We start from the raw sequence: 24,583 nt of genomic DNA, 5'->3' as shown, positions 1-24,583 counted from the left end.
GTCGGAGCCGGTCCGTATCATCGGCGGATGGCATCGCGACGGACCCGCAGGATCTCGGTCGACGGACGTGAGTACCGCTGGACGGTCCGTCGCCTCGACCCCCGGCACGTGGCTGTCCGTGCCTGGCTGGACAGGCCGGGCCGGGGGCGGCAGCTCGTCGTCACCGTGCGGGTCGACGACTTCTGGCTCCACTTCGGCGAGATCGTGACCGCCGTGGACGCCCGGGGCCCGGAAGCCCTCGACCTGTTCGACCTCGAACCCGTCGCTCCCGCTCTCACCGCCGGCCTCCTCCGCGCCGCACTGGCGGCCGGCTGGCAGCCGGAGGAGGTGGGCGGGCCCGTCCGCTTCACGATGGCCGGGCCCAGGTCGGCCCTCCAGCTGGTCGCCGGCTGAGCACCGGCCGCCCGCTCAGCCCCAGCCGGGGGCGGGCGGCAGGGGCCAGGCGGGCAGCTCGATGGCCGGACCCTCCGCGCTCCTCCCCGCCAGCCGGGCGAGCAGCGACCAGCCCGGTGCCGCCAGCCCCGGGCCGGCCCCGGTCTCCCAGCGCAGCCCGAGGTCGGTCGCCTCGACCACGCCGAGCTGGACTTCTCGGGCCGTCAGCGCGGCGAGGGTGTCCTCCAGTGCCCAGCGCACGTACGCCTCCGGCCAGTCCGCCGGGCCGTAGCCCGCCGCCAGGTCCGCATGGTGCGTCTCGAACTCCCGCCAGCACCGGTACAGCGTGTACCAGGCCGGATGCCGCCAGCCCGCGAGCGCCGTCACCAGGTACTCCCACCGCTCCTGCGACAACTCCCCGGCCAGCCCGGCCAGCTCCCCCAACCGCCCCCGCAGCTCGTCGGCCAGCACCGCGCCGCTCCGCCCGGCCCCCGCCTCGACCGCCTGCCCGATCTCCGCACCGCTGAGCCGCGGACCCGGCTCCGTACCGGTAGCCGCCAGCCCCAACAGCCACTGGTACGCCTCCACGCTTCGCACCACGTGCGAGGCCACCCACCCCCTGCTGCAACCCGCCAGCCCGGACGGCTCCCGTACCTGCTCCTCCGTCAACCCCTCCAGCGTCAGAGCCATCCGCTCCCCCGACCGCACCACGTTCGCCGCCAGCCTGATGATCACGCGATCAGCCTAGAGCGCTCACGTGGGCCCCTGACAGCCTCAGCTCGTACCGGCTCCCCGGCCCCACTCCACTGTGGCACCTCCACAGAGATAAGCTGAGGTGAATACCTCTTGCCATCGCATTTATGCTGGAAGCATGGTTTCTGACGCCTTATCAACTCGACGGGGTGCCGGGCGGCCGACCGAGGCACGCTTCCCGCGCCCGACCGCCGGCGGTGGCCGTGCACGCTGACCGCGCGCTGGTGCGCCATGCCGGGTCGACGGACCTGGTCATCCGGGGTGGTGGCGGCTCGCGTCTCCAGGCCGCCTGGATCTACCTGTACACCGCGCTGGACCACCTGCTGGGCGCGGCGCTGACAGGTGTACTGGTCGGGCTCGCCCTGAGCAGCTGGGGGGGCCACACCTGGCTGGAGTTCCTGATGGGTGGGTCGATCGGCGGGCTGCTGATGCTCGTCAACCTGGTGGTGCGTCGGAAGGGCACCTTCCGCGACGTCCGGCGGGTCGAGTTCGCCCCCGCCGGAATTCCGCAGCAGCTGAGACTGGTGCGGGCCGGCCGGCCCGGGGAGTGGCTGCCGGTGTCCCGGCTGAAGTGTGTGCGGATCGACCAGTTGATCATGGATCCGTACGACGGCGATCTGCGGCCGCCCTCCTCCAGTTTCGCCGTGTCCCTCGTCATGGACTACGGCACGGAGGGAACCTGCGGCTCGGTCGACGGCGAACCCGAGGCGCTCGTCGTAGAGCTGGGGGCGCTCCTCAGAGGGGCCGGAGTACCGCTGGAGCTGGAGACCACGCACCGGACCAGGTCGAAGCCGTCGAGCCGGAACCGCATCGGCAGCCCCGGCTTCTGACCGAGGCCCTCGAACGGACCCGCCGTGCTCTTGGGCACCCGTGCTCGGCAGGCCGTCCGGACGCCGCCCCCGGGAAAACCCCTGGACAGCACGGGGCCGCGCTCCGACCATGGGGCGCATGCTGAGTACTCTCGTGGCCTTCCTGGGCGCCTGTACCTTGATCGCGGCCTCTCCCGGCCCCAGCACCATGCTGATCATCCGACAGTCGCTGCAGAGCCGGCGCGCGGGTTTCCTCACCGTCCTCGGCAACGAGACCGGGGTCTTCGTCTGGGGTCTGGTGGCCGCGTTCGGGCTCACCGCGCTGCTGGCCGCCTCCCGGCTCGCGTACGACGGGATGCGGATCGTCGGTGCGGTGACGCTGGTCTGGTTCGGCGTGCGCACCCTGCTCGACGCCCGGCGCGGGCACCCTGAGCAGGAGGACGTCCGGCCGGAGCGCACCGGCCGGGCCTCCTACCGGGCCGGGCTGCTGATCAACCTCGCCAACCCGAAGGCGGCCGTGTTCGCGATGTCCTTCCTGCCGCAGTTCGTACCGGCGGGCGCGCCGCAGCTGCCGGCGATGGTCGGGCTGGCGGCGCTCTGGGCCCTCTTCGAGGTCGGGTACTACGGGCTGTACGTGTGGTTCGTCGGGCGGCTGAAGGCGGTCATCTCCCGGGCGGCGGTGCGCAAGAGGCTGGAGCAGGTCTCCGGCACAGTCCTGCTCCTGCTCGGCCTCCGGATGGCTGTGGAGGGCTGAGGAGGGCTGAGGAGCGTCTGCCGGGCCTCGCGGCTCGTCAGTGCGGGATGGTGTCGATCAGTTCGCGGGCTCCCTGGCGGAGCAGGGCCACGGCGACCGAGGTGCCGAGGGTGGCCGGGTCGAGGGGGCCGGCCCACTCGTGGGCGTCGAGGACGGTCTTGCCGTCCGGGGTGAAGACGCGGGCGCGCAGGGACAGGCGGCCGTCGCGTTCGGCGCGGGCGTAGCCGGCGATCGGTGAGTTGCAGTGGCCCTGCAGGACGTGCAGCAGCATCCGCTCGGCGGTGGTCTCCCGCCAGGCGTCGGTGTCGCCGAGGGCGGTGACGGCGGCGATGGTGGTGGTGTCCTCCTCGCGGCACTGCAGGGCGAGCACCCCGGCACCGATCGGCGGGCACATGGTCTCGATCGAGAGGGTCTCCGAGATCCGGGCCGTCTCGCCGATCCGCTCCAGGCCGGAGACCGCGAGCAGCAGAGCGTCGGCCTCGCCCGCCGCGAGCTTCTCCAGCCGCCGGTTGGCGTTGCCGCGCATCGGCACGCAGACCAGCTGCGGGTGGGAGATGGCGAGTTGGGCGATCCGCCGGACGGAGGAGGTGCCGATCCGGCTGCCGGGCGGCAGGGTGTCCAGGGTGAGGCCGCCCGGGTGGACCAGTGCGTCGCGGACGTCGTCGCGCTTGAGGAAGGCGGCGAAGACCGTCCCGGCCGGCAGCGGCCGGTCGGCGGGCACGTCCTTGACGCAGTGCACGGCGAGGTCGGCCTCGCCGGCGAGCAGAGCGGCGTCGACCTCCTTGGTGAAGGCTCCCTTGCCGCCGAGCTTGGCGAGATCGCCCATCCAGCGGTCGCCCGAGGTGGTGACGGGCACCACCTCGGTCCTGATCCCCGGGTACCGGGCCGCGAGTTCGGCCCGGACCCGCTCGACCTGGGCCAGCGCCATCGGGGAGGACCGCGAGACGATCCTGATCAGCTCGGTCGGCAGAGCGGCCGGGCCGGGCCCGACGGCGCCGGCCTCCTTCGGGGTCGGCTCGGGGCTGGCACCACTGGGGTCACGGAGAGCACTCGGCTCGGTGGACGGCATGGCGGAAACGATAGACCGTCAGCTGCCGGTATCTCCAACCGCCGCGAATTGTTTGCAAGTTAACCGGAGCATGGTCGGACGGCTCCGGCCCGCAGCTAGTCGGACGGCTCCGGCCCGGCGCTCAGAGGCCGAGGGTGGCGAGCGCGGTGGTCCAGTCGGTGGCTATCGCGTCCTGGGCGTCGGCGAGCTGCACCTTGCCGGCGCAGACGGCGTTCTTGAGCTTGGTCTCGACGCCGTCCTTGGTGTACGAGGTCTGGCTGCCGATGTAGCGCGGCTCGGGCCAGAGGTTCGCCGGGTCCTTCGGCGCGCCGCCGAGCTCCAGCGGGATGAAGTGGTCCTCCTCGTAGTCCGACATGTTGGTGTCGGCGTACCCGTAGGCCACGATCCCCTGGGCCTTCAGGTTGTTGGTGTAGCTGGTGGACGGGCGGATGGTGGTCGTCCAGCCCGAGACGCAGATGGTCGAGTAGATGGTGCTCTGGCTGACGCTCGGGTTCAGGGCACCGGGCGTGCAGTTCGGGTCGGGCAGCGGCAGGTAGTCCTGCGAGCAGCTGGCCGCCAGGGTGCTCACGGCCGGCTTCGCCGTGGCGGGGTGGGCGGCGCTCACGGCGTGGGCCGTACCGGTGACGAGACCGCCGGTGGCGAGGACGAGCGCGGTGGTGGACACGGCGAGGCGCTGGTGCACGGCTCTCATCTGGCTCTCCAGGGAGTCGGCCCGGCGAGGGGTGGCCGGGCGGTTGCGTCCATGACAGCACCGGCCGGGAATCGGCCAGAAGTACCGTGCGGTGAACATCTCGTGACGCGCGTAGACACAATCGGCGCACCGAGCGCCGCAGGTGACGCCACGCCAGGCCCACGCCAGGCCCGCCCGTACCGCCGCCCGTACCGCCGCCCGGGCGGGCCGCCGCCGGCCCCCGCCGGCCTCGCCTCCGCCACAATGGCGGCCATGAACGAGCAGCCACCCGCCGACCCGACCCCCGCCCGGCCTCCCGTCGGCTCCCACGAACTGGCCGAGCAGCTCTGGCACCGCCTCGACCGGATGGAGCGGCTGCTCGACCCCACCGTCCGGAAGCCGGACCCCGAAGCCCCGGCCGCCGAACCGGCCTGGCGGCAGCAGACCGAGGGCGAGCAGCGCTGGGCCGCGATGGCCGCGATCCTGACGGCGGTCGTCCTGCAGCTGTCCCTGCCGGCCCGGCTGACCGCGCACCCGCACTGGCTGCTGCCCGCGCTGGACCTGCTGCTGCTCGGCGCGCTCTTCGCCTTCAACCCGCACCGGCGCCTCGATCGCAGCTCGCGGCTGCTGCGCACGCTCAGCCTGAGCCTTGTCGCCGTGATCAGCCTGGCCAACGGGTGGTCCGCGGTGAAGCTGGTGCGGGAGCTGCTGCACGGCGGCGGGGCGGTCAACGCGCTCGGCCTGCTCGGGACGGCCGGGGCCGTCTGGGCCACCAACGTGATCGCCTTCGCGCTCTGGTACTGGGAGTGGGACCGGGGCGGGCCGGCCGCGCGCGCGGCCGGGGAGCGGGACTATCCGGACCTGCTGTTCCCGCAGATGCAGACGGACGGCGTCGGGCCGGCGGACTGGGAGCCGGGATTCCTGGACTACCTGTACGTCGCCTACACGAACGCCACCGCCTTCAGCCCGACGGACACCATGCCGCTCTCCGGCTGGGCGAAGCTGCTCATGATGCTGCAGTCCGCGATCTCGCTGCTGACCGTACTGCTGGTGGTCGCGCGGGCGGTCAACATCCTGCAGTAAGGCCACGGACTCTCAGGCTGTCAGTGGCGGCTGACAGCATGTCGGGATGAGCACCGCTGAGGAGATCACCGCGTACTGGGACGCCGCCGCCGAGTCCTTCGACCAGGAGCCCGACCACGGCCTGGCGGCGGCCGGCACCCGCACTGCCTGGGCCCGTCGGCTGGCGGGGTGGCTGCCGGATGCCCCCGGTGGGCTGGATGTGCTCGACCTCGGGTGCGGTACCGGGTCGCTGTCCCTGCTCGCCGCGGCGGCCGGCCACCGGGTGGTCGGGGTCGACCTCTCGCCACGGATGGTGGCCCACGCCCGTGCCAAGTTCGCCACCGCCGGGCTGGCGGCCGGCTTCCTGATCGGTGACGCCGCGGCCCCGCCCGTGGGCGGGCGGCGCTTCGACGTGGTGCTGGCCCGCCACCTGCTCTGGACGCTTCCCGAGCCCGAGCGGGCGCTGCGCCACTGGGCCGGGCTGCTGCGGCCGGGCGGCCGCCTGGTGCTGGTCGAGGGGCGTTGGCGCCAGAGCGACCCCGGTTCGGCGTCGGCCGCCGGGTACGTCTCGAAGGAGGGCGCTCTCCCCTGGCACGGGGGCGTCGGCGCGGACGAGCTGGCGGCGGCCATCCGTCCGCTCGCCCCCGTGCTGCGGATCGAGCCGCTGAGCGGCGAGCCCGAGCTGTGGGGGCGTGCGGTGGACGACGAGCGCTACGCGCTGGTGGCGGAGCTCGGCTGAGAGCCGTCGCCGACCAGACGGAAGGTCAGGCAGACCACCGGGGTGGCGTCCGCCACCGTGCTGCCCAGCTGCTGCCAGTAGCCCCGGTGGTTGGCCCGCCACTGCGCGAGCGAGGTGTCGCCCTCGCCCTCCGCCTCGGCGTGCTCCCAGGGCACCTCGGCGAAGGGCAGCACCGTCACGCCGGTGATCTCGACGACGCCGGCCTCCCGGCCCGCGTCGTCCAACAGCGCCAGCCGTTCACCGGGGTACTCCAACCCCTCGGCCTCCTTGGCGTAGTCCTCGAACAGGCCGGTGGTGGCGGTCTTCCGCCCAGCCAGCGCCAACCCGTTCAGTTCGGCCCGTATCCCGCCCGGCGTACCGAGCTCCAGCGTCCGCATGCCGTTCACCCTCGGCCACATGCCGTTCTCGCCTCCCGTCGGCTGACGCACCGTCCGCTCCCGAGCGTAGAACGGTGCGGTGCCGATCCGGCGGAGCGCCGCCCTGGCAGGATGGCGGTATGGAACGAGTGCTTGGCATCGGCGGTTACTTCCTGCGGGCGGCCGACCCCGCGGCCCTGAGTGCGTGGTACCGGGACTGCCTGGGGCTGGACGCGGACGGACACGGCCTCTGGCAGCAGCAGACCGGGCCCACGGTCTTCGCCGCCTTCGAGGCCGGGACGGACTACTTCGGCGCCCCTACCCAGCAGACCATGCTCAACTTCCGGGTCCGGGACCTCGACGCGATGCTGGCGCAACTGCGCGCGGCGGGCGCCGAGGTCGCCGAGGAGACCCAGGACATGGCCGGGGTGGGCCGCTTCGGCTGGGTCACCGACCCGGAGGGCCACCGGATCGAGCTCTGGCAGCCCGCAGCCGACTGAGCTCGGCCTCGGCCAGGGCGACCCGCTCGGCGAGCGGCGCGGGCGGGATCTCCACCAGCTCGAATCCGTGGCGGCGGTAGCTCTCCTCGTGCAGCCGCTCGAAGACGAGCGCCTCCTGGTGGTCGATCTGTCGCACGGGCGTCCGTTCGACGAAGCCGAGGGTGCGGACGAACAGCACCTGCCGCTCGTACACCGCCTCGCTCGCGATCCGGTCGAGCTCGGCCGTCAGCTCCGGCGGGGCCGGGCGGCCCAGGTAGGCCGCGAGCGCGTGGGTGCAGACCGGCGAGCGGTCGAAGAGCTGCACCGCGGCCGTGCCCGCGCCCAGCTGTCGCTCCCGCTGCAGGCCGACGACCTCCGCCAGGAAGGACGGCTCGGCCCATGGCTCCGGCACGCCCCGGGCCTGGGCGGCGGCGATCAGGTCCGTCGCGGCCTCCGCCACCACCGGGTACCCGCGCCGGGCGAGCTCGCGCAGCAGGGTGGTCTTCCCGGCGCCGGGGGTGCCGGTGAGGATGTATCGCTCCATCGGCCGGCCGTCAGGGGGTCAGCAGGTGGGCCCGCAGGGCGGCGACCAGGTCGGCGTCGGCCTCGAGCTGTTCGGTGGCGTAGCCGGCGACCGAGCCGTGGCGGGCGGTCAGGTCGGCGAGGAAGCTGCGCATCAGGTCGGCGGGCGCCTGGGCGAAGCCGGGCCAGCGGGGGGACTTGCCGGGGTTGTTGGCGCGCCAGTCGGCGATCAGGTTCTCGGTGGCGAGGCCGGTGAGGGCGAAGTCGGCGACGATGTCCTCCTCGCCGACCCCGAGCAGGGTGAGCAGCAGCGCCGCGACGATGCCGGTGCGGTCCTTGCCCGCCGCGCAGTGGAAGACCAGCGGGGCGTTGTCGGCCTCGGCGACCAGCCGCAGCACCTGCCGGAGCTCCTCGACGCCGTCCGCGGCGACCTCGGCGAACTTCTCGGCCAGGAACGGCACCACCTCGAACTCCGCGCCCAGCGCCTCCTGGTCGTACGGGCGGTGCTCGATGCTGAGGTTGTGGTACTCGACGCCGTAGCTCTCCGGCACCCGGCCGCGGCCCTCGATCTCCCACGGGTACCGCAGGTCGATGACGGTGCGGATGCCGAGCTCCAGGAACGCGGCCCGGTCGGCCTCCGCCGCGCCGTTCAGCTTGCCGAGCGAGTCGGAGCGGTAGAGGCGGCCCCACCGGACGGTGCGGCCGTCGGCGGCGGGGTACCCGCCGAGGTCACGGAAGTTGCGCAGCCGCTGGAACTCGAGGTGACGGATCATGGACCAGACCCTACGGGCCGCGGCCGCGCCACGGCCCGCAGGGGTCCGGATTGCTCCCCGTGACGGCCGGTCAGCCGAGCGAGGCGGCGCAGTCGATCTGCGAGCTGAACTTCCGCACCGGGCTGACGTTCCACGGGTTCGGCGGGCCGGCGTAGGTGCCCTGGTAGGTGATGAAGGTGTCGGCGGTGCGGCGGCCGGGCTCCAGGTAGCAGCCGGCGATCGCGGTGCCCGGGTAGTCGACCGCCAGCTCGGCGGCGCTCGGGTCGGTCGCGCTGATGGTGCTCTGGACGTCCCGGCGCAGCGTGGCAGAAGTGCCACCGAGCCAGAGGCTGACGCATCGTCAGGAAATGCGTTCGACGATTCGGTGACGCTCCGGCGAATCCTCGCTGGTCGGCCGCGCGTCCCGGCGGCGGGTCCGCCGGCGGCCGAGGGCACCGCCGACGGCCGCCACCGCCAGCAGCAGCCCGGCGAGCACCGCCGGGTTCACCCAGCCCGGCACCAGCTCCGTACCGGTCGGGAAGTCCGGGCTCACGCAGCGTCCGCTCACCGGGAAGACGGGGTGGGTGACCAGCCGGCTGCCGCCGGTGGCCGACGCCTGGCAGAACTTGTCCGGCCGGAGCACCAGGAAGCCCGAGCTGAACCAGCCGGCCACCACCGCGGTGGCCGCCCCGGCCAGGCTGGTCCCGGCAGCGAGCAGCAGCGTGCCCGGGGTGAGCAGCGCCCGCGGCCGCCCGGCGGCCCGCAGGGCCCGGGCCGCCAGCGCGGCCGTGCCGACGAGCAGCGCGAACGGCGCGGCCACGGGCAGCCCGAGGATCACGAGGCCGAGCAGCCCGTCGAGCGGGGTCAGCGCCTCGGAGGCGAGGCCGTGGGTGGTGGTGCGGTGCATACCTGTCCGGACTGCGGCACCGGGGTGAAAGGTTCCCGTTCGAACGGACCGGCTTCGCTCACCCCGTGACCGCGAACCGTGGCAGGTCGGCGGCGAGCAGCACCGGCAGCAGGGCGTGGATCGCCAGGGCGCCCGCCGCCGCGTACCGCCACCGGCGCTGCCGGGTGCTGCGCCGCCCGGCCGCCCAGGCGCCGAGCACGGCGCCGGCCAGGACCATCCCGCCGAGCACCAGCGTGGCGACAGTTGCGCCCCGCAACTGCTCGTGCGGGTACTCCGCGTCCCAGCCGGAGGCCTGCTCCGCCGACCGGTAGCCGCGCCAGACCAGGCTGCACAGCCAGCCGTCCACCGATGCCACCATGACCGCGAAAGCCCCCAGACCCACCAGGTCGGTCTTCTCGGCCCCGCTCCCCCGCGCGTCCGGCCCATGCTGATGCACACTCATCGCCGTCCCCCCGTAGACGTGTCGACTCGCCCGGATGGTCCCCGGCGCCGGGCCGCGCCAAAGCCCGCCGCGCCGCATCGTTGCCGAGTTGAGAGCGGGGTCGGCCACCCGAGTGACCGGTGGGCCGGGCGCTGCTCGGCGGGGCGGCTGCGGCGGCCCGCTCTCACACCAGGCAGTGGTTGACGATCCCGCCGAACACCCCTGGCAGCCGGGCGGCCGAGGCCACCAGGTGCGGCGCCGTGAGGGGGTGGCCGCGCAGGCCCAGCAGGGCCGCGGTGAGCAGCCGGTGGCGCCGGGTGACGCGGCGCCAGGCCCGCTCGTAGCTCGCCGGCCGCCCGGCCCGGACGGCCGCCACCAGCGCCTCGGCCCCGCTCAGGGCGAGCGAGACCCCCTCGCCGGTCAGCGCGTCCACGTAGCCGGCGGCGTCGCCGACCAGCAGCACCCGGCCCGCCACCCGGGCCCGCACCCGCTGCCGCAGCGGCCCGGCGCCGCGGACGGCCGAGCTCGCCGGTGCGGTGAGGCGCTCGCGCAGGGCGGGGAAGGCGGCGAGCTGGTCCTGGTACGGGGCCCGGCGGTCGGTGAGCAGGGCCACGCCGATCCGGTCCGGTGCGACGGGCGTGACGTACGCCTCCGCGTGCGGTGACCAGTGCACCTCGACGCAGTCCGTCCAGGGCGCGACCGGATAGTGCCGTCGTAGCCCGTACCGAGGGACGCCCAAGGCCTCGGCGGCCAGGCCGAGTTGGCGGCGAATCGGCGAGTGCAGGCCGTCGGCGGCGGCCAGGTGGCGGGCCCGGAGCAGCTCGCCGGTGGTCGTGGCGGCGGTCACCGACCGCGCGTCCTGGTGCACCTCGGTGACTTTCAAGGGCGTGACAGGGATGCCGAGTCGGCTCGCCCGGTCGGCGAGTGCGCGGTGCAGCTCGGTGCGGCGCACGCCGAGCCCGGGCGCGCCGGTGAAGCGCGCCTCGGCCTCGTGCCGTGGGTCCACGTACCGGATGCCGCGCAGGGGTTGGCCGACCGGGGTGATGCCGAGGCCGGCCAGGGCCTGGACCGCGCCCGGCATCAGGCCCTCGCCGCAGGCCTTGTCGACGGGCAGCGGGCGCGGTTCGGCCACGGCCACGCTGAGCCCGGCCCCGGCGGCGCGGATCGCGGTGGCCAGCCCGGCCGGGCCGCCGCCGACCACCAGCAGGTCGAGGAGCTCGCTCACGTGGCGGCCAGCGCGGTGTTCTCGCAGCGCAGCCGCACCGCGAGCAGCGCCAGGTTGAGCAGGGTGAACGCGGTGGCGGTGAGCCAGGCGGTGTGGACCAGCGGCAGGGCCAGCCCCTCGGCCAGTACCGCCAGGTAGTTGGGGTGGGCGAGCCACCGGTACGGGCCGGTACGGACCAGTGGCAGGCCCGGCACCACGATCACCCGGGTGTTCCAGCGCGGCCCGAGAGTGGCGATGCACCACCAGCGCAGCCCCTGGGCCGCGAGGGCGAGGGCCAGCATCGGCCAGCCGAGCGCCGGCACGAACGGCCGCGCGGCGACCAGCGGTTCGAGGACGCAACCGAGCAGCAGGCCGGTGTGCAGCAGGACCATCACCGGGTAGTGGCCCGGCCCGTGCTCGACGCCGCCCCGGGCGCGGCTCCAGGCGGCATTGCGGCGGGCGAGCCGAAGCTCGGCCAGCCGCTCGAGGGCGGTCAGCGCGATCAGCAGGAGGTAGGCGGTCATGGCAACTACCACCGGACCAGGACGAGTTCGGAGCTGAACCCCGGCCCGAGGGCGACCACCAGACCGGGCGTACCGGCGGGTGGCGGGCCCGCCGCGAGGGTGTCGCGGAGGATGTGCAGCACCGACGCGGAGGAGAGGTTGCCCACCTGGGCCAGCGAACGCCTCGATGGGGCGAGGCAGTCGGCGCCGAGCCCGAGGCTCTGCTCCAGTGCGTCGAGCACCTTCGGGCCGCCGGGGTGGCAGACCCAGCCGGTCACCTCGCCCGGCTTGAGGTCGTGCTCGGCGAGGAAGGACTGGATCTCCTCCGCCACGTGCAGCTCGACCAGGCCGGGCAGTTCGGCGCCGAGCACGATCTTGAAGCCGCTGTCGCCGATCTCCCAGCCGAGCGCCCGCTCGGTGCCGGGGTGGAGCCTGCTCCGCCCGGCGACCACGCGCGGGCCCGGCCGCCCCTCCCCCGGGGTCGGCGCCCGCCCGTCCCCCACCGCGACCACGGCGGCCGCGCCGTCGCCGAACAGCGCTCCGGCGACCAGGCCCGCCGGGCTGGTGTCGGCGCGCTGGAGGGTGAGCGAGCAGAGTTCGACGGAGAGCAGCACGGCCGTCTGCTCCGGGTGGCCGCTCAGGTGCTCGTGCAGCAGCGCCAGGCCGGCCGCCCCGGCGGCGCAGCCCAGCCCGAACATCGGCACCCGCCGCACGTCCGGCCGCAGACCGACCCGGGCGGCCAGCCGGGCCTCCAGCGAGGGGGCGGCGATGCCGGTCACGGAGGTGGAGATCACCAGGTCGACCTCGTGCGGCGCCACCCCGGCGGCCGCCAGCGCCCCGGTCAGCGCCTGCTCGGCCAGCGCCAGACCGTGCACCACGAACAGGTCGTTGGCCTGCCCGAAACCCCGGACCGCCCCGTACTCGCCGAGCGGCAGCACCAGGTGCCGGGCCTCGACGCCGGAGGCGGCGTGCAGCCGCTCGAGCAGTGCGCGGTCACCGGGAGCCGCGCCGAGGGCGTCGGGGGCGTCGAGGCAGAGCGCGGCGAGCGCCTCGGTGATCTCGCGCTGCTCGTACCGGTACGGCGGCAGCACGCCGTGGACAGCGGCAATTCGCGTCATTCGGTCAGAATAGGTGCAGGGTGAGCGATCATCAGGTTATGGCGGATACCCGGCATTTCGCCCCCGGCGAGCAGCAGCGGCTGCCTCGGCCCGCTGCGGTGGCACTTCTCGGCGCCTGCCACCCCGCCCCGACCGCCACCGTGACGGTGATCGCCGTCGCACTCGCGGCCGCTGCCGGGCGCTCCCTCGCGGACGCCGCACTGGTCGGGGCGGCCGTGCTCGCCGGGCAGCTCTCGGTCGGCTGGTGCAACGACCGGGTCGACCTGCGGCGGGACCAGGCCGCCGGGCGGCGCGACAAACCGCTGGCGGCGGGCGCGGTGCGGCCGGGGACGGTCTCGGCGGCGGCGGGCGCGGCGCTGGCTTCCGCCGTGCCGCTCTCGCTCGCGGCCTCCGGGCCGGTGGCGGGCGGCGCGCACCTGCTCGCGGTGGCGGCGGCCTGGGCGTACGACCTGGGGGTCAAGCGCACCGGGTGGTCCTGGCTGCCGTACGTGCTGGCCTTCGGGCTGCTGCCCGTCTTCGCGGCCGGCCACCGGCCGCCCTGGTGGGCGATGGCGGCGGGCGCACTGCTCGGCCTCGGTGCGCACGCGGCCAACGTGCTGCCGGACATCCCCGACGACCTCGCCGCCGGTGTCCGGGGCCTGCCCCAGCGGCTGGGCCCCCGCGCGGCCCGGCTGCTCGCCGTCGCCGCGCTGCTCGCCGCCTCGGCCGTCCTGCTGTTCGCCCCGCCGGGCCCCCACCCCTGGTACGCCCTCCTCCTGCCGGTGGCACTGCTGCTGCCACTGCGCGGCCGCCGCCCGTTCGCCGCCGTCCTCGCACTCGCCCTGCTCGACGTGGCACTGCTGCTCCTGCGCGGCACCGCGCTCTGACCGCCGGCCGGGCAGACCCCAGGCCGGACGGACCCTAGCCGCCGGGTCCCAGCGGCCGGGGCGTCAGGCCGTGGGCCACGGCCCAGAGCCACCAGGCGGTCATGAACAGCGGCAGGCCGAGGCAGACCGCCAGTACGGCGATCCAGACCAGCACGGCGACCAGGCCACCGAGCCTGCGCATGAGCCCTCCCCGATATTCATGTCAGCTGATTCTGCTCGAAGCATGGCGTACCCCAGCTGCCGTTCGGCCAAGCCGCCGGAAGAATTTCCGGCCGGTGGTGTCGGATTGGCGCGGCAGCGTTCGTAGCAGAGGTGAGAGGCCGCCGGACGGCGGCGGGCCCCGGACCGCAGGAGATGGATCGCGATGCAGTACCTGTTCGCAGTGATCAACGACGACGACACCATGGCCACCCCCGAGGAGGCGGCGGCGATCGACGTCTTCAACGACCGGCTCCAGGCCGGGCAGCACTGGGTGTTCGCCGCCGGGCTCGCCGCGCCGAGCTCCGCCACCGTGGTCGACGGCCGCGGCGGGGAGGCCGTGCTCACCGACGGGCCGTTCGTGGAGTCCAAGGAGTTCATGATCGGCTTCTGGATCGTCGAGGCGCCCGACCTCGACGTGGCGCTGGCCCTGGCCGGCGAGGGGTCACGGGCCTGCAACCGCAAGGTCGAGGTCCGGCCGATCCTCGCGCCGTGACCGACGCGCGGACGGCACTCACCCGGGCCCACCACGAGGAGTGGGCCCGGGTGGTCGCCACGCTCACCAGACGGTTCGGCGACCTCGACCTCGCCGAGGAGGCGGCGGCCGAGGCCTTCGCCACCGCCGTCGAGCGCTGGCCCGCCGACGGCGTGCCGCCGAACCCCGGCGGGTGGCTGACCACCACCGCCACCCGCAAGGCACTCGACCGGCTCCGCCGCGAGCACCGGCGCGACGCCAAGGAGCAGGAGGCCCAGTTGTCGTACGACGCCCCGCCCGGACCGGGCGAGCCGCCCGGCGCGGTGGAGGACGACCGGCTCCGGCTGCTCTTCACCTGCTGCCACCCGGCCCTGGCGCTGCCCGCGCGCGTCGCGCTGACCCTGCGGATGGTCGGTGGCCTGACCGTGCCGGAGATCGCCCGGGCCTTCCTGGTGGGCGAGACGGCGATGGGTCAGCGGATCACCCGCGCCAAGAGCAAGATCAAGGCCGCCCGCATCCCCTACCGGGTGCCCGCCGCAACCGACCTCCCCGCGCGCCTGTCGGGCGTGCTCGCCGTCCTTTACCTCGTCTTCAACGAGGGCTACCTGGCCACCGGCCCGGGCACCGACCCCGTCCGGCCCGGCCTGACCGCCGAGGCGATCCGCCTCACCCGGCTGGTCCGCGACCTGCTGCCGCAGGACGGCGAAGCCGCCGGGCTGCTGGCACTGATGCTGCTCACCGAGGCCCGCCGCACCGCCCGCCTGACCCCCGACGGCGAGCTGGTCCCGCTCGGCGAACAGGACCGGAGCGACTGGGACACCGCGCTGATCGCCGAGGGCCACCGGCTGGTCCGCGAACGCCTGGCCGCCGGCCAGGCGCCGGGCCGCTACCAGCTGCTCGCCGCCGTCAACGCCGTGCACACCTCCGCCCGCACGGTGGCCGACACCGACTGGTCACAGGTGCTCGCCCTCTACGACCAGCTGGCCCGGCTCGACCCCTCCCCCGTGGTCGCCCTCAACCGCGCCGTCGCCCTGGCCGAACTCGACGGCCCCGCCGTCGCCCTGGCCGCCCTCCGCCCGCTCGCCCCCGCATTGACCGACTACCGCCCCTACCACGCGACCCGCGCCGAACTGCTGCGCCGCCTGGACCGCCACGCCGAGGCCCGCGCCGCGTACGACCGTGCGGTCGGGCTCGCCGGAAACGCCGCCGAGACCGCCTACCTCACCCACCGCCGTGACCAGCTGCCCCACCAATCCGGGTGACACCGCGCACTCCGGCCGGTTACCTTCGCCGCGATGCCCACACTCTTCGAACCACCGCTGCTCACCCGCCTGAAGCAGGCCGACCGCATCCTGATCGCCGGCGCCGGAGGCGGCTTCGACGTCTACGCGGGGCTGCCGATCGCGCTCGCCCTGCGGGCCGCCGGCAAGGAGGTGCACCTGGCCAACCTCTCCTTCAGCCACCTCTACGGCCTCGACTCCGAGGTCTGGCTGGCGCCCGACCTGGCCCGGATCACCCCGGACACCGGCTCCGCCGAGCCGTACTTCCCCGAGCGCACGCTGGCCCGCTGGCTGCGCCTGCACCGGATGCCCGACACCGTCTGGGCCTTCGCCTCCGTCGGGGTGCAGCCGCTGCGCAGGGCCTACCGGGAGCTCACCGGTCACCTCGGGATCGACGCGATCCTGCTGGTGGACGGCGGCACGGACATCCTGCTGCGCGGGGACGAGGCCGGGCTCGGCACCCCCGAGGAGGACATGGCCAGCCTCGGCGCCGTCGCGGGGCTCTCCGAGGTGCCCGAGCGGCTGGTGGCCTGCCTGGGCTTCGGCATCGACGCCTACCACGGCGTCAACCACAGCCTGGTGCTCGAGAATCTCGCCGCGCTCGACCGGGCCGACGGGTACCTGGGCGCCTTCTCGCTCCCGCGCGAGTCCCGCGAAGGGGCCCTCTACCTGGACGCCGTCGCCCACGCCCGGGCGGCCTTCCCCGAGCACCCCAGCATCGTCCACGGCTCGGTCGCCGCCGCCCTCCAGGGCCGGTTCGGCGACGTCCGCTTCACCGAGCGGACCGGCGCGAGCGAACTCTTCGTCAACCCGCTGATGACGCTCTACTTCGCCGTGACCGTCGAGGCCCTGGCCGCCCGCAACCTCTACCTCGACCGCCTCGAACGCACCCGGCAGACCCGCCAGATCAGCACCGTGATCGAGGACTTCCGCGACGGACTCCCCCACCTGCGCCCGGCCCGGGCCTTCCCGCACTGACCCGCCCTCGGGCCGGGCGGGGCCAGGCCGCGCGGCGCACCATGAAGACGTCCGCCCAGTCCTCGGACTCCACCGTGAAGCCGTACCGCTCGTACAGGCGCCGGGCCGCGCTGCCCTGGAGCACCTGCAGACGGACCACCTCGGCGCTCGCCGTCAGGTGCTCCAGCACGGCGCCGCCGATGCCGCGGCCCTGGTGCTCGTCCGTCAGGTAGAAGTGCTCCAGCCAGTGGGCGTCCTCGGCCGGGCGCAGCGCCACGCAGCCCGCGAACGCGCCGGCCACCTCGATGATCCAGGTGTGCTCGGCCTCGAACTTGTCGCGCAGGCGCTGGCGGACCCGGTGCTCGTCGTACACCCCGAGCCGCTCCAGGTCCGTCCGCAGGGCCACGGCCCGCAGCTCGGCCAGCACCTCGACGTCCGCCGGCGTGGCCGGCCGCAGTTCCCAATCCGCCATGATCACGATGCTAGCGGCCGGTGGGAGGCCTACCTCAAGGCGGGTGCGCCTACCTCAAGGCGGGTGCCGGGCGGCCCCACCGCGGGACGCCCGCCTCGGCGTTGAGCAGGGTGCCGAAGTCCTCGCGGCGGATCCGGCGGTCCACGTACAGCAGGCTGTGGGCGACCGGGGCGAGCGGCAGCGTGACGGCCAGGCCGAGCACCAGGCCGAGGCCGGTGGCGGCGGCGAACAGGACGGCGCCGAGCAGGCTGATCTGGCCGGCCGCGGCCGAGCTCGCCGCGAGCAGCGCCAGGCCGAGGACCAGGCACGGGAGCAGCAGCAGCTGCGCGGCCGTCGAGCCGACCACCGCGACCACGTACGGGATACCCAGGCTGCGCCACCAGGCGCCCTTGTTGAGCCCCCAGGCCCTCCTGATGGCCACCGCCGGAGAGACGTTCTCGAGGACCAGCACCGGGACGAGCAGGACCAGCCGCACCTGTGCGTAGAGCGCGAGCGCGAACCCGGGCAGCACCAGGGCGAACCCGGCGCCGGACCAGCCCCGCCCGGTCAGGCCGAGCAGCCCGCCCGGCACGGCCGAGGCCGCCACCACCGCCAGGCTGCCGAGCCCGGCGAGCAGTTGGGCCGCCAGCACCCGGCCGACGAACGGCTTCGCCTCCCGCCAGATCTGGCCCGCCGTCACCTGGCGGCCGACCACGGCGTGCCGGACCACCGTGGTGGCCGTGGTGTACCCGACGGCGTAGAGCCCGGCGAGGCAGCAGAGCACGACCAGGGCGGCGATCACCACGGTGGTGGTGAGGTCCGCCGGCCGCCCGTCCGCCAGCCGGCTCAGCGGCTCGTCGTCCAAGTCCCCGAAGGTGTCCTCCAGACTGAAGGCCACCGCTCCGACCGCCACGCCGAGCAGGCCGATCGCCACCCCGGCCGCCGCGAGCACCGGCAGGTAGACCGCCTTGGTGCACCGTCTGACGGTGTCGAACACCGCCCCCAGCAAGTCCGCCACGCCCAGCGGGCGCAGCGGTATCACCCCCGGCCGCGCCGGGTGGTGGACCGTGGGCCCCCACCCCGCTCCCGGTAGCTGCCATCCCCCGTCGGTAGTCATGCCCCACCTTCCGCTCTGGGCTCCGCACCGGAGCGCACGTAGCGTACGCGAGCCGGGGCGTAAACCCGGCTGAAGGCGGGGGTGTTGACCGGTTTACGCCAGTGGAGCACCACCCGGACGGCGCTGGCGCGGGCCCGCCACCTGCCTGGCTTGACCCGCGCCGCCCCACCGTCACAGACCGATCGCGGTGAGCACCTCCCCGGCCGCCCGGGCACCCTCGGCCGCGCCGCCGTTCATGTAGCCCTGGAAGTCGTAGGAGGTGTGTTCGCCCGCGAAGTGCAGGTTGCCCTGCGCGGTGCCCTCGTAGCCCGCGTAGGTGGTCAGGTACCCCACCGGCCAGTAGGAGTAGGCGCCGTAGGAGTAGGGGTTGAGGTGCCAGGCCGAGAGCGTGGCCCGGCCGTTCCAGACGGCACTGGTGCCGGGCCAGAGCTGGTCGATCTGGGCCTGGTAGCTCTGCGCCAGCGTGCGGGTGTACGGGGTCGAGGCGTCGGTGAAGGCGCGCGGCGGCTGCAGCCCGCCGGCCAGGGTGCCCCCGCCGTACTGGACCAGGATGCCGCCGCTGCCGGCCTGGCCCCGGGTGACGTCCCAGGCCTGCTGGAACGGCAGGTCGGCGAAGCACTCGCCGTTGGAGCTGCCGGGCCAGGGGCCGGTGCCCTGCCAAGTCCGGCTGGTGAACTGCATGTTGAGCTTGGTGCAGTAGCCCATCACCATGTTCTTCAGCACGCCCTGCATCCGGGCGTCCAGCCCGGCCCGGCTCAGGTCGATGTGCTTCTGCAGGATCGGCAGCGCCACCGCCAGGATGGTGTGGTCCGCGGTGACGGTCGTGCTGCCGCCACCGTCCAGGTCGAAGGCGAGCGTCTGGGTGCCGTCGGCGTTGCGGGTCACCGCGGTCAGCGTGTACCCCTTGCGCACCGTGCCCGCCGGGAGCGCGGCCGCGATGGCGTACGGGAGTTGGTCGTTCCCGCCCACGATGTGGAACCGCTCGTCGGAGGCGCCCCAGATCTCGAAGCTGCCCGGGTTGGACTGCGCGGACAGCATCTCGATCAGGGCGAAGGAGGACTGCACCGTGGTGTCGGCGCCGTACTCCACCGCGTAGGCGACGTCGAGGAACGCACCGAGCCTGCCCGCGTACCCGCCTGGGACCCGCGAGTTGATCCAGTCCCGGATCGACATCCGGTCGAGCGTCACGGCGGCCGCGGTGTGGTTGTCCCAGGTGGGCGAGCCGCCGTTCTGGGCGTCGGTCTTGAGCGCCTGCCAGATCGCCTTGAAGTCGTCGTCGGCCTGGGCGCGCGGGTAGTAGTCGCCCTGGAAGCGCAGGATCTGGTCGGCGCCGGCCTGGGTCGCGGCGAGCACGTCCACCGTCTGCAGGCCGAACCGCTGGCAGAGCTGGCGGATCACGTGATGCCCGGTGTCGATCAACTCGCCGCCGTACTCCGAGACTTGGCCTTCCGACCAGAGCCCGGGGCTGGTCGGTCCGCCGCCGGAGTACATCCGGCCGCCGAGGCGGGTGGGGTTCGCCTCGTAGACGGTGGAGCTGATGCCCTTGTCCGCCAGGGTCAGGGCCGCGTTCAGGCCGGAGATGCCGGCGCCGATGATCGCCACCCGGGGCTGCTGCCCGGTGTGCGGGGTCTCGGTGACGGCCTGGGCGCGCGGGGCCCGGGCCAGCACGGTGGCGCCGAGCCCGAGGGCGGCGGCCCGGGCGAGCAGCGCCCGGCGGGAGGGGCCGGCCGGGTCGGTGCGGGCCTCCTCGCGCAGCCCCCGGTACTCCTCGACGGGCAGTTGGAGCCGCTCGGCGGTGGCCAGGTCGGTGAACTCCCGGCGCAGGTGCCGGGCGAGTGGAGAGCGAGCCATGTGGGGGTAGGTCCTCTCTGATGCGGTGGAACGGGGGTCAGACGGTGGTGCGCTCCTGGGCGTCCTCGACCACGAGACGGCCCATGACCTCGTACTTCTGCGGGTGCCTGGCCCGCATGTAGAGCGCCAGGGCGACGCCCAGGGCGAAGACGGCGCCGACGATCCACGGGATCAGCTTGAAGAAGAAGATCTTCGAGGCTGCGCCCGCGGCCGTGTCCAGGTTGACCACGAGCAGCGCTATCGCGGCGAGCATGCCGAGCCCGCCGAGCAGCGGCGCGGTGAACGTCCGGAACCAGTGCCGGGATTCGGGGTGGTGGCGGCGGAAGTAGGCGATCACCGCGAAGGAGCAGAGCGTCTGCACCACCAGCAGCGCCAGCGTGCCGAGGATCGCGGTGAGGGTGTAGAGGCTGATGTACGGGTCCTGCCCGGCCGCCCAGAAGCCGCCGACGATCGCCAGCGCGATGGCCGTCTGGGTGAAGGACGCGATGTACGGCGAGCCGTGCTTGGCGTGGGTGCGGCCGAGCGCCGGGTGCAGGAAGCCCTCGCGGCCGATCGCGTAGAGGTAGCGCGCCGCGCACTGGTGGAAGGCCATCCCGCAGGCGAAGGCGCTGGTGCACATCAGCCACTGGAAGGCGGTGACGGCCCAGTGGCCCAGGTAGGTCTGCGCGGGGGCGAGGAAGAGGTCGAGCGGGTTGCTGCCGCCGGCCGCCGTGACGGCCGCCTCCGGCCCGTCGGCGGCCAGCACCATCCAGCTGACGAAGGTGTAGAGCACGCCGAGGATCAGCACGGCCGCCAGGGTGGCGCGCGGGATGATCCGCTTCGGGTCGCGCGACTCCTCGCCGTACATGGCCGTCGACTCGAAGCCGATCCAGGACCAGAAGCAGAAGAACAGCCCGACCCCGGCGTTGACGCCCGCGAAGGCGCCGGTCGGGTTGAGCGTGCCGAAGTGCAGGCCGCCCGGGCCGCCGCCGTGGGCCAGCACCGCGCCGCCGAGCAGCAGGAGCATCACCACCTCGCCGACCAGGAAGACCGCCAGCACCTTGGAGGCGACCTCGAGGTCGAAGTAGGAGAGCACGGCGGTGACGGCCAGCATCGCCAGCGCGAAGACCTGCCAGGGCCAGTGCAGGCCGAACTGGGAGGCGAAGGCCTGCTGGGCGAAGTAGGCGAAGATGCCGACGATGGACGCCTCGAAGACCACGTAGGCGAGCACCGCGAGCAGCCCCGAGGCCATCCCCGCGATCCGGCCCAGGCCGTGCGAGACGAAGCCGTAGAACGCCCCGGCGGTGGTGATGTGGCGCGCCATCGAGACGTACCCGACGGTGAAGACGGTGAGCACCACGGTGACGAAGAGGAAGCCGGCGGGGGCGTGCACGCCGTTGCCGCCGCCGACGATGACCGGGAGGTTGCCCGTCATCGCGGTGATCGGGGCGGCGGTGGCCAGTGCCATGAACACCACCCCGGCCAGACCGACCGAGTTGGCCTTCAGGCGTTGGACGCCGGGCGGCGCGGCGGTGGCGGGGGTGTCCGCGAGGGAGGGCGGCTGGACGGGCATGGGTGAGCTCCCTGAGCACTGGGCTGCTTGGTGAGGCTCCGGGTCGGTCGCTGCCGACGCGGAGTTGGCCCAGTGTGGGGTGCGTCACGCCGCCAGGGGCAGGCGCATGGTGTAGCGCGGGCTGTTAAAGGATTGACGGCCTGTCACCCGCCCGGGTGCCGGTCGTGACCGAACTGCCTGCCTATGCGGGGAGTTGGCCCGCCGCGACCACCGAGACGGCCGCCGCCGCGACCACCGCCTCCGCCTCGGCAGCCGCGTACTCCACGGCCCGCCGGTCGGCCTCCAGCGAGGCCGCCAGCCGGTCGAGCAGCCGCTGGAAGCGCTGGGTGTCGGCGTGGTCGAGCGGCTGAGGTGCGTACGGCTGCGACATGCTGGGCATCTGCTTTCGGACGTGGCGCGCGGGACGGGCGGGGTCTACGGGGCCACATCCTCACGGGAGCGGGTCAACGCTCGATAAACGCCCGCCCGGTCGCCCGTCCACCGCCCGGGTCACGCCCGCCCGGGCGCCCGCCCGCTCCGGCGCTCAGGCCCGCCCGAGCGCCCGGTCCACCGCGATCTCGATGACCACCCGTTCGGGGTTCACCCGGGGCTCCCGGTACCGCTCGGCGTAGCGCCGCACGCCCTCGGCCACCGACTCCGCGTCGGCGCGCACCACCGCGACCCCCTCCAGCGTCGACCAGCGCGCCCGGTCCACCTGGCACAGCGCCACCCGCATCCCGGCCTCCCCGGCGGCCAGCACGTTGCGCACCTTCCGGCTCGCGCCGTGGCTGATCACCCGCGCCGTCCGGGTCTCGGGGTCGTAGGTGGCCCCGACCGGCACCACGTGCGGCGAGCCGTCCGGGCGCAGCGTGGTCAGGGTGCACAGGTGGTACTCGCGCCAGAAGGCGAGGTAGCTCGCGTCGAGCGCGGCGAGATCATGAGCCATGAGCGCATGCTACGCGCCCGTACCACCCGGCCCGTCAGCTCCCGGCCCCCGTCCGAACGGGGAGAAGTCCGTCCGCCCGGTGATCGAGGCGATGGTCCACGACATGGGGAAGGCGATGGCCAAGGGCCATCGCTCGATCGGCCATGGGCTGGAGGTCACCAGGAAGAACCTGAACGAAGCGGAGGAGAACATCCGCCGGGGCCTCCACACGGACCACAGGGCGGCGGAGGACGGAATTCACCTCAAGCCGGGGCAGAACGTCCTGAAGAAAGAGGACCTGGAGGACGAATACCGCGATGCCGTCTCCACCCGCATCGACGGGCTGCGCCAGGAGGGCCACGGCCCGCAGCGCCACCTGGATCCGACCGACCAGATGCTGAAGGACCGGCTGGGTGTCCCCACGCCGCCGCGCATGGTGGACAACCAGCTCGAATACCACCGTATGGAACACGGGTACGTGCAGACCGAGCGGAAGATCGACCCTGCACACGGGCCCCATGGGAAGCAGCTCCCGGAGCCGGATCGGTACATGGATGCCGAGGATCCGACCAGGCGACACAAGTGCGGCGCCTTCTCCACAGCCTTCAAACCGGGCGAGGACGAGGCGTTCATGCATGCCGAGCGGTACGCCAGGCAGCAACTCGACCTGAGTGAGGATCCCCTGAGGCCGGTACGGTTCCCGCCTGGAAAGGCATGGGGGCCGGGCGACCACAGCGAGAGGTTCCGGGGCTTCTACATCGATCCGGAACGTCCGGTGACTCATGGCAATATCAACTACAAGCCGGTCGACTTCCAGGGTGCGGACCTCATCGCCGTTTACCGTCGTGACGAGCGCACAGGTGACGTCAGGTTGGTCACCATGTACCCGGAGCCGGTCAAGGAGAGGAACAAGTGATGGAGTTTCCCCAGAGCATTCCGCACTTCTCCGACGACCGTGAGGTCGAGACGTTCTTCCGCACGATGCTCGGCCTCGAGTACATCGACGATGTTCATCTGCACCGGGAGTGGGCGAGGGGGAAGAAGCCTTCTGCGCGGCACGTCAGGGAAGCACTTGAGTACCTCCTGCGTGAGCGTCCGGCCACCTCGACCCAGTGGGCTCGGCTGACCGAGGTCAGCTTCTGGGAGGACGATCGCCTCTACGGCTACCTGCAGAAGCTTTACGACTACTTCTACGGTGATCGGGCGGATCCTCCCGTGCCGCCGGATCCGGAGGAGATCCCCCCGGAGAAGTACTGGCACTGACAGCCTGCCCGACCCGAAGAGGAACCTCTATGCCCACGCGCGATGAATTGCCCCCACGTACTGGCCCCTGGGCCAGCCGATTCGATTCCGAGGAGGCGTTGGTCCGGGGCGACGATGCCCTCCGGGCGGCGGCGCTCAAGAACCACGACCTGTCGCCGATTCTCCGGTTCGAGGAAGTCTACGGTCCGGACATGGTGACCCGTGCCGCGCAGGCCACCGCCATCGGGATCGACCAGGTGAACCCGTACGGGCCGGGCGGGGAGATCAACTACGTCTATGGGGACTTCTACACCGGGGCACTCGTGTATGGCGTGTACCGCCCAGCCGAGGGTGTCGGTGACGCCGGTCCGGCCCGGGAGGATGAGCTGTGGAACACCACGCTCTATCCGTACCCGGGTGGTGCGGTGGATCCGACCTCGGTGTCGCTCGCGGAGCTGGGGCTTGAGGTGCCCGGAGTGGACCGGCGGTTCGTCAACTTCTGCGCGGGCATGCTCGGCGTCGAGGCCGTGGACGACCTGGGAATGCTCAGGGCGACGTTCGACGCAGCCTGGCCGGACTACCGGGAGACGGTCCGAGCCGGCCTGCTGCACATGGCGGAGCACCGTCCCATGACGGTGCGTCAGTGGTACGAGCTGACGTACGTTCTCTTTCCCGACGAGCAGGCACTGACGGTGTATCTGGCGCAGGTGTACGCCTATCTCTTCGACAACTACCCGGCGATGCCGCTGGCGCCAAACTGAGGTCGGGCATGGCGGTCGATTGGCCTATCCGCTGGCTCCACAGACCGAGCTACGTGGGCCTCATTCTCGGTGTCCGAGTGGCTCTCAATCAACGGTTCAGGCACGGATTCCGTGAAGTGGATCGTGCTGCCGTGCGCCGGTGACGCTCCGTCATCCTGGGCCTCATCCTTCGGTCGTGTGAGACCTTGCTGGAGTTGGTGTTCCCGCACCTGGTAACGGTGCTGGTGGAACGCGTGGTGGTGAAGAGCGGCGTGCTGCGGATCGCGGCGAGCACGAAGGACGGGACGGCGGCCGTCTGTCCGGAGTGCGGGACGTTGTCGATGCGGGTGCACAGCCGCTACGGGTGTCCCGCGTCAAGTAGTTGGCAGGTTTTCGGGTTCGGGAAAGTTGGGGACGAGCGGGTCCGCGGCGCCGGTGTGGACGTCGTGTGGCCGGTTCC

Annotated in this window: 31 protein-coding genes and 1 pseudogene; 14 read left to right on the top strand and 18 right to left on the bottom strand. The window is 73.3% G+C overall.

Translation table 11 applies throughout. The features are described 5' to 3' along the window. Positions 1-27: 27 nt before the first annotated feature. Positions 28-393, top strand: coding sequence for a hypothetical protein (locus ABT095_RS34895; protein ID WP_350533603.1), 366 nt, complete (start codon positions 28-30; stop codon positions 391-393). A gap of 15 nt (positions 394-408) precedes the next feature. On the opposite strand, the gene ABT095_RS34890 is transcribed toward ABT095_RS34895, so the two are convergent. Continuing rightward, a complete protein-coding gene (locus ABT095_RS34890; RefSeq protein WP_350533602.1) occupies positions 409-1,107 on the bottom strand; it encodes a maleylpyruvate isomerase family mycothiol-dependent enzyme in 699 nt (232 codons plus the stop codon). 221 nt (positions 1,108-1,328) lie between these two features. Here ABT095_RS34890 and ABT095_RS34885 point away from each other — a divergent pair, with 221 nt between their 5' ends. Beyond that, entirely contained in the window at positions 1,329-1,955 is a 627-nt protein-coding gene (locus ABT095_RS34885) for a hypothetical protein (protein ID WP_350533601.1), read from the top strand. Positions 1,956-2,073: 118 nt separating this feature from the next. Next, positions 2,074-2,688: a LysE family translocator gene (locus tag ABT095_RS34880; protein ID WP_350533600.1), complete on the top strand. Its 615-nt coding sequence runs from the start codon at positions 2,074-2,076 to the stop codon at positions 2,686-2,688. Positions 2,689-2,725: 37 nt separating this feature from the next. Here the strand turns inward: ABT095_RS34880 and hemC are convergent, their stop codons facing one another. Further along, positions 2,726-3,757 carry a hydroxymethylbilane synthase gene (gene hemC / locus ABT095_RS34875; RefSeq protein ID WP_502885122.1) on the bottom strand — a complete coding sequence of 344 codons (1,032 nt, stop codon included), beginning with the start codon at positions 3,755-3,757 and terminating at the stop codon, positions 2,726-2,728. 121 nt (positions 3,758-3,878) lie between these two features. Then, complete coding sequence (locus ABT095_RS34870) at positions 3,879-4,448, bottom strand: hypothetical protein (protein WP_350533599.1); 570 nt, start codon at positions 4,446-4,448, stop codon at positions 3,879-3,881. Between the two features lie 252 nt (positions 4,449-4,700). On the opposite strand from ABT095_RS34870, the gene ABT095_RS34865 reads away from it, so the two are divergent. Beyond that, complete coding sequence (locus tag ABT095_RS34865; RefSeq protein WP_350533598.1) at positions 4,701-5,510, top strand: hypothetical protein; 810 nt, start codon at positions 4,701-4,703, stop codon at positions 5,508-5,510. 46 nt (positions 5,511-5,556) lie between these two features. Then, positions 5,557-6,228: a class I SAM-dependent methyltransferase gene (locus tag ABT095_RS34860; RefSeq protein ID WP_350533597.1), complete on the top strand. Its 672-nt coding sequence runs from the start codon at positions 5,557-5,559 to the stop codon at positions 6,226-6,228. Here ABT095_RS34860 and ABT095_RS34855 read toward each other — a convergent pair. Next, the gene (locus tag ABT095_RS34855; RefSeq protein ID WP_350533596.1) at positions 6,201-6,605 is read right to left on the bottom strand and encodes an ASCH domain-containing protein; all 405 of its coding nucleotides are present in this window, start codon (positions 6,603-6,605) and stop codon (positions 6,201-6,203) included. The genes ABT095_RS34860 and ABT095_RS34855 overlap by 28 nt on opposite strands. Positions 6,606-6,724: 119 nt before the next feature. Between ABT095_RS34855 and ABT095_RS34850 the strand changes: the two genes are divergently transcribed. Further along, entirely contained in the window at positions 6,725-7,084 is a 360-nt protein-coding gene (locus tag ABT095_RS34850) for a VOC family protein (protein WP_350533595.1), read from the top strand. Here the strand turns inward: ABT095_RS34850 and ABT095_RS34845 are convergent. The 7 genes from ABT095_RS34845 to ABT095_RS34815 form a co-directional block, all read right to left on the bottom strand. Further along, complete coding sequence (locus ABT095_RS34845) at positions 7,032-7,607, bottom strand: AAA family ATPase (protein WP_350533594.1); 576 nt, start codon at positions 7,605-7,607, stop codon at positions 7,032-7,034. The two genes, ABT095_RS34850 and ABT095_RS34845, sit on opposite strands and share 53 nt — an antisense overlap. Positions 7,608-7,617: 10 nt before the next feature. After that, positions 7,618-8,358 carry a tyrosine-protein phosphatase gene (locus ABT095_RS34840; RefSeq protein WP_350533593.1) on the bottom strand — a complete coding sequence of 247 codons (741 nt, stop codon included), beginning with the start codon at positions 8,356-8,358 and terminating at the stop codon, positions 7,618-7,620. Positions 8,359-8,698: 340 nt separating this feature from the next. Next, positions 8,699-9,244, bottom strand: coding sequence for a hypothetical protein (locus tag ABT095_RS34835; RefSeq protein ID WP_350533592.1), 546 nt, complete (start codon positions 9,242-9,244; stop codon positions 8,699-8,701). Positions 9,245-9,302: 58 nt separating this feature from the next. After that, a complete protein-coding gene (locus ABT095_RS34830; RefSeq protein WP_350533591.1) occupies positions 9,303-9,686 on the bottom strand; it encodes a hypothetical protein in 384 nt (127 codons plus the stop codon). A gap of 163 nt (positions 9,687-9,849) precedes the next feature. Next, on the bottom strand, positions 9,850-10,890 hold the full coding sequence (locus ABT095_RS34825; RefSeq protein ID WP_350533590.1) for an NAD(P)/FAD-dependent oxidoreductase: 1,041 nt from the start codon (positions 10,888-10,890) through the stop codon (positions 9,850-9,852). Continuing rightward, on the bottom strand, positions 10,887-11,393 hold the full coding sequence (locus ABT095_RS34820; RefSeq protein ID WP_350533589.1) for an isoprenylcysteine carboxyl methyltransferase family protein: 507 nt from the start codon (positions 11,391-11,393) through the stop codon (positions 10,887-10,889). The genes ABT095_RS34825 and ABT095_RS34820 overlap by 4 nt, the downstream gene beginning before the upstream one ends. Before the next feature lie 5 nt (positions 11,394-11,398). Then, the gene (locus tag ABT095_RS34815) at positions 11,399-12,490 is read right to left on the bottom strand and encodes a type III polyketide synthase (RefSeq protein WP_350533588.1); all 1,092 of its coding nucleotides are present in this window, start codon (positions 12,488-12,490) and stop codon (positions 11,399-11,401) included. Between the two features lie 38 nt (positions 12,491-12,528). Between ABT095_RS34815 and ABT095_RS34810 the strand changes: the two genes are divergently transcribed. After that, positions 12,529-13,356 (top strand): UbiA family prenyltransferase, encoded by an 828-nt coding sequence (locus tag ABT095_RS34810; RefSeq protein WP_350533587.1) that lies wholly within the window; start codon positions 12,529-12,531, stop codon positions 13,354-13,356. 34 nt (positions 13,357-13,390) lie between these two features. Here the strand turns inward: ABT095_RS34810 and ABT095_RS34805 are convergent, their stop codons facing one another. Next, complete coding sequence (locus tag ABT095_RS34805) at positions 13,391-13,537, bottom strand: hypothetical protein (RefSeq protein WP_350533586.1); 147 nt, start codon at positions 13,535-13,537, stop codon at positions 13,391-13,393. Positions 13,538-13,720: 183 nt separating this feature from the next. Here ABT095_RS34805 and ABT095_RS34800 point away from each other — a divergent pair, with 183 nt between their 5' ends. Genes ABT095_RS34800 through ABT095_RS34790 form a run of 3 tightly spaced genes read left to right on the top strand, consistent with a single transcriptional unit; the run spans position 13,721 to position 16,287 of the window. Then, complete coding sequence (locus ABT095_RS34800; protein WP_350533585.1) at positions 13,721-14,050, top strand: YciI family protein; 330 nt, start codon at positions 13,721-13,723, stop codon at positions 14,048-14,050. Continuing rightward, the gene (locus ABT095_RS34795) at positions 14,047-15,291 is read left to right on the top strand and encodes an RNA polymerase sigma factor (protein ID WP_350533584.1); all 1,245 of its coding nucleotides are present in this window, start codon (positions 14,047-14,049) and stop codon (positions 15,289-15,291) included. Before ABT095_RS34800 ends, ABT095_RS34795 begins: the two co-directional genes overlap by 4 nt. Before the next feature lie 33 nt (positions 15,292-15,324). Next, a complete protein-coding gene (locus ABT095_RS34790) occupies positions 15,325-16,287 on the top strand; it encodes a DUF1152 domain-containing protein (RefSeq protein ID WP_350533583.1) in 963 nt (320 codons plus the stop codon). Here the strand turns inward: ABT095_RS34790 and ABT095_RS34785 are convergent. The 6 genes from ABT095_RS34785 to ABT095_RS34760 form a co-directional block, all read right to left on the bottom strand. Next, entirely contained in the window at positions 16,217-16,738 is a 522-nt protein-coding gene (locus ABT095_RS34785; RefSeq protein WP_350533582.1) for a GNAT family N-acetyltransferase, read from the bottom strand. The two genes, ABT095_RS34790 and ABT095_RS34785, sit on opposite strands and share 71 nt — an antisense overlap. Positions 16,739-16,787: 49 nt before the next feature. Beyond that, on the bottom strand, positions 16,788-17,834 hold the full coding sequence (locus ABT095_RS34780) for a hypothetical protein (RefSeq protein WP_350533581.1): 1,047 nt from the start codon (positions 17,832-17,834) through the stop codon (positions 16,788-16,790). Positions 17,835-18,005: 171 nt separating this feature from the next. Further along, the gene (locus ABT095_RS34775) at positions 18,006-19,685 is read right to left on the bottom strand and encodes a flavin monoamine oxidase family protein (protein ID WP_350533580.1); all 1,680 of its coding nucleotides are present in this window, start codon (positions 19,683-19,685) and stop codon (positions 18,006-18,008) included. A 37-nt stretch (positions 19,686-19,722) separates the two neighbouring features. Further along, positions 19,723-21,237: an APC family permease gene (locus tag ABT095_RS34770; protein ID WP_350533579.1), complete on the bottom strand. Its 1,515-nt coding sequence runs from the start codon at positions 21,235-21,237 to the stop codon at positions 19,723-19,725. 181 nt (positions 21,238-21,418) lie between these two features. Next, positions 21,419-21,607 carry a hypothetical protein gene (locus ABT095_RS34765; RefSeq protein WP_350533578.1) on the bottom strand — a complete coding sequence of 63 codons (189 nt, stop codon included), beginning with the start codon at positions 21,605-21,607 and terminating at the stop codon, positions 21,419-21,421. A gap of 153 nt (positions 21,608-21,760) precedes the next feature. Continuing rightward, positions 21,761-22,162, bottom strand: a complete 402-nt coding sequence (locus tag ABT095_RS34760) for a pyridoxamine 5'-phosphate oxidase family protein (RefSeq protein WP_350533577.1) — start codon at positions 22,160-22,162, stop codon at positions 21,761-21,763. A 79-nt stretch (positions 22,163-22,241) separates the two neighbouring features. Here ABT095_RS34760 and ABT095_RS34755 point away from each other — a divergent pair, with 79 nt between their 5' ends. From ABT095_RS34755 to ABT095_RS34740, 4 genes and pseudogenes are all read left to right on the top strand, one after another. Beyond that, positions 22,242-23,057: a hypothetical protein gene (locus ABT095_RS34755; protein WP_350533576.1), complete on the top strand. Its 816-nt coding sequence runs from the start codon at positions 22,242-22,244 to the stop codon at positions 23,055-23,057. Continuing rightward, positions 23,057-23,404 carry a hypothetical protein gene (locus ABT095_RS34750; protein ID WP_350533575.1) on the top strand — a complete coding sequence of 116 codons (348 nt, stop codon included), beginning with the start codon at positions 23,057-23,059 and terminating at the stop codon, positions 23,402-23,404. The genes ABT095_RS34755 and ABT095_RS34750 overlap by 1 nt, the downstream gene beginning before the upstream one ends. 29 nt (positions 23,405-23,433) lie before the next feature. Next, positions 23,434-24,144, top strand: a complete 711-nt coding sequence (locus ABT095_RS34745) for a hypothetical protein (protein WP_350533574.1) — start codon at positions 23,434-23,436, stop codon at positions 24,142-24,144. 185 nt (positions 24,145-24,329) lie between these two features. Then, positions 24,330-24,583 (top strand): annotated as a pseudogene (locus ABT095_RS34740) (hypothetical protein); the annotation flags it as partial.

The sequence above is a fragment of the Kitasatospora sp. NPDC002227 genome, assembly GCF_040296285.1.
Taxonomy (GTDB): Bacteria; Actinomycetota; Actinomycetes; order Streptomycetales; family Streptomycetaceae; genus Kitasatospora.
The sequence above is the reverse complement of the archived record's forward strand: the minus strand, read 5'-3'. Positions and strand labels throughout refer to the sequence as shown.